Source organism: Clostridiaceae bacterium (assembly GCA_012840395.1).
In the GTDB taxonomy this organism is placed as follows: Bacteria; Bacillota; Clostridia; order Acetivibrionales; family DULL01; genus DULL01.
On sequence record DULL01000102.1, the window covers coordinates 1 to 2,704 of the forward strand.

A 2,704-nucleotide genomic window follows, 5' to 3' on the forward strand; every position below is an offset into this window, starting at 1 on the left:
ATTAGTTCCATAAGAGTATCTCCTTTTCTGTGATTATTGTGGTTCTTCATAAATTACATGATATCACAGGAGAGATACTCTTATCTTTTATTTTTTGGTTTTTTCCCAAAGTAATTTTACACTAACAAACAATATAGTGTTGAATTTATTGAACAAATAATAAAGAAGACACAGGAAACTAATAATATTGCACTAGTAGCTCGCAGGCATGAAATAGCGCCTAGCACAATATATACCTGGCTCAGGAAAAAACGACAAACTGGTTCTGTAGTAGCTCTACCTAAAGCTAAAGAAACAAGGTATAGAACAATGGAAAAAAATCTTAAAGAAGTAAGTACAGAAAATGACAGGTTAAAGCGCCTAATAGCTGAGAAAGAGCTTGAATTATCAATTTTAAGAGAGCTGAGGGATTTAGCAAACCCTCGATAGCCGACAAGGCAGCTATTGCTCAAAGGTGGATCAAAAAAGGATACAGTGCAACTATCGTCCTTAGCTTTGTCGGATTATCTTCATCCACCTACTATCACTCTATTGAGAGAATTCGAAAAAATATTGAGGATAAGAGGCAACGAAATAAACCAGGACGCAAGATTACAAGTTATACTTATGATCAAAAAGGTAATAAAATATACGATGAAATGGTTAAAGAGTACCTTTGTGAGCTTATAGCGGGTGATGGCTATCCTTATGGATATAAAAAGCTCACTGTTTGCTTGCAGGAAGATTACAGTCTAGTAATTAACCACAAGAAAGTATATAGGTTATGTAAAGAACTTGATATATTGCGTCCACAGAGAAAAACATATCCCAATCGCCCGAGAAAACTAGCAAAGCGCGAGAAGGTAACTGGTTCAAATCAGCTTTGGCAAATGGATATCAAATATGGTTACATAATAGATACAAAGCAATTTTTCTTTCAATTATCAGTAATAGATGTTTTTGATAGAGCAATAATAGATTATCATTTAGGTCTGAGTGCAACAGCGAAAGATGCCAGTAGAGTGATAGAAACTGCTCTAAAAAAACGAGGTTTTAAACCTGGTGATAAACTACCTGTAATAAGAACTGACAACGGCCCACAGTTTATTGCTAAAGAATTTGAAAATACCTGCAATAAATGGAGATTAGATCATGAACGAATACCTGTAAAATCACCAAATTTAAATGCTTATATAGAATCATTTCACTCTATCCTAGAGGATCAATGCTATATCCGGTATTTATTTAAGAGTTTCGCCCATGTGTATGAAGTAATAACCGATTATATGGATTATTACAATAACAGACGCAGGCATGGTAGTATTAAAAATATGGCACCTAATAAATTTTACAAACTATGGTTAAGCAATGATACAAAAGCACCTTTAGAGATAGTTGCATAAAACTCTTAACCAACCCTAAGAATACCTCAGTCTGGCTGACGAATGGTGTCAAGGGTGGGAAGCAGGTTTTAACCCTTGCCCTTGACAACATGAGGAAGACGGCTAAACTCCTTAAAGGGTTGAGTTAAGAATATAAAATAATGAATTTCTATAGTAGAGAGAGTTCTACGCAGATAATCTCCAATAACGGGGGGTCAAACCGAAACGTAACACATGTAAATCATATTTCAAATTGAAAACATTAAATCTTTACGCATTATAAAATCAGTTTGCTCTTCTTCACCCATAAAAAAAGAATGTTTACCTATTACATAAAATCCATACTTTTTGTAAAACAAAATAGCTTTTTGGTTTCTTTCCCATACGCCAAGCCATATATATGATTTTTTACGTGTATTTGCAATTGCAATTGCCTTTTTAATTAGGAAACTACCCAAACCTTTCCCTTGAAATTCCTTTAATACATATATTCTTTCTATTTCTAAAGATTGTGGATCATAGATGTCGGTTTGCGCCTTATATTCATTTAATTTTAGATAACCTGATAATTTTTCATCTGCATAAAGAAAATAAAATTTCGAATTGTTATTTGATAATTCATTTCGTAACTTTTCAAGATTATAAGCTTTTTCTATGTAAGCTTTCATATTGGATAGTATATTCATGGGACCAAAAGTATCACTGTATGTCTTGCAAGATAATTCACGAAGTGTCACTAGGTCATCCATTACACATTCTCTGAAAGTAATTTTCATTCTTTTATGATCCTTTCCAAAACTCTACCGTAAAAGCAGACACGTATTTTATTACTTACATGCAAATATAAACTAAAAATCATCTTCTCAACTGGATGCAACCCGGCCAACCGACATCTATTGCAATGTAAAAGTCATTTATTTTTACTATATAACAGTTGACGTGTTTAACATGAATGCGATAAGTTTCCATAAGACCTCCAAATTCAACATATTGCACCGCTCAACTTCTTAATAGCTCTCTTAAGTTAATTCTACAAATATAATCCTACAAAAGCAATCCAATTGCAATTATTATTAAATTCTTAGCACGATTTCATCACACCAAGTTTGTTTATATGCAAATTGCCCCTTTAGATCGAGTAAACAACTTGGATGTAATCCAGTAAATCCAGTAAAATCAAAGCTTACACCATCTCCAACCTCACTGCATTCTCAATATGGAACGAGCCGCTTGGATTGATGTCTTGGGCTAATTTTTTGAACCTTACGTTTACGGGAACATGTCAATGAGTTTTTCGGACATTTTTGAAAAATCGCTGTTCACGGGAACATATCTACGCAGGA

At 33.7% G+C, this 2,704-nt stretch carries 2 protein-coding genes; one reads left to right on the forward strand and one right to left on the reverse strand.

Annotated elements, in window-relative coordinates; all coding sequences use genetic code 11:
• The first annotated feature begins 147 nt into the window (after positions 1–147).
• Positions 148–1,382, forward strand: a protein-coding gene (locus tag GXX20_10925) for an IS3 family transposase (GenBank protein HHW32164.1) whose coding sequence is annotated in 2 segments (ribosomal slippage) — positions 148–424 and positions 424–1,382 — 1,236 coding nt in all. Because the reading frame shifts where the segments join, the coding sequence is not laid out codon by codon here.
• Between the two features lie 227 nt (positions 1,383–1,609).
• Here the strand turns inward: GXX20_10925 and GXX20_10930 are convergent.
• Complete coding sequence (locus GXX20_10930; GenBank protein HHW32165.1) at positions 1,610–2,137, reverse strand: GNAT family N-acetyltransferase; 528 nt, start codon at positions 2,135–2,137, stop codon at positions 1,610–1,612.
• Between the last annotated feature and the right edge of the window lie 567 nt (positions 2,138–2,704).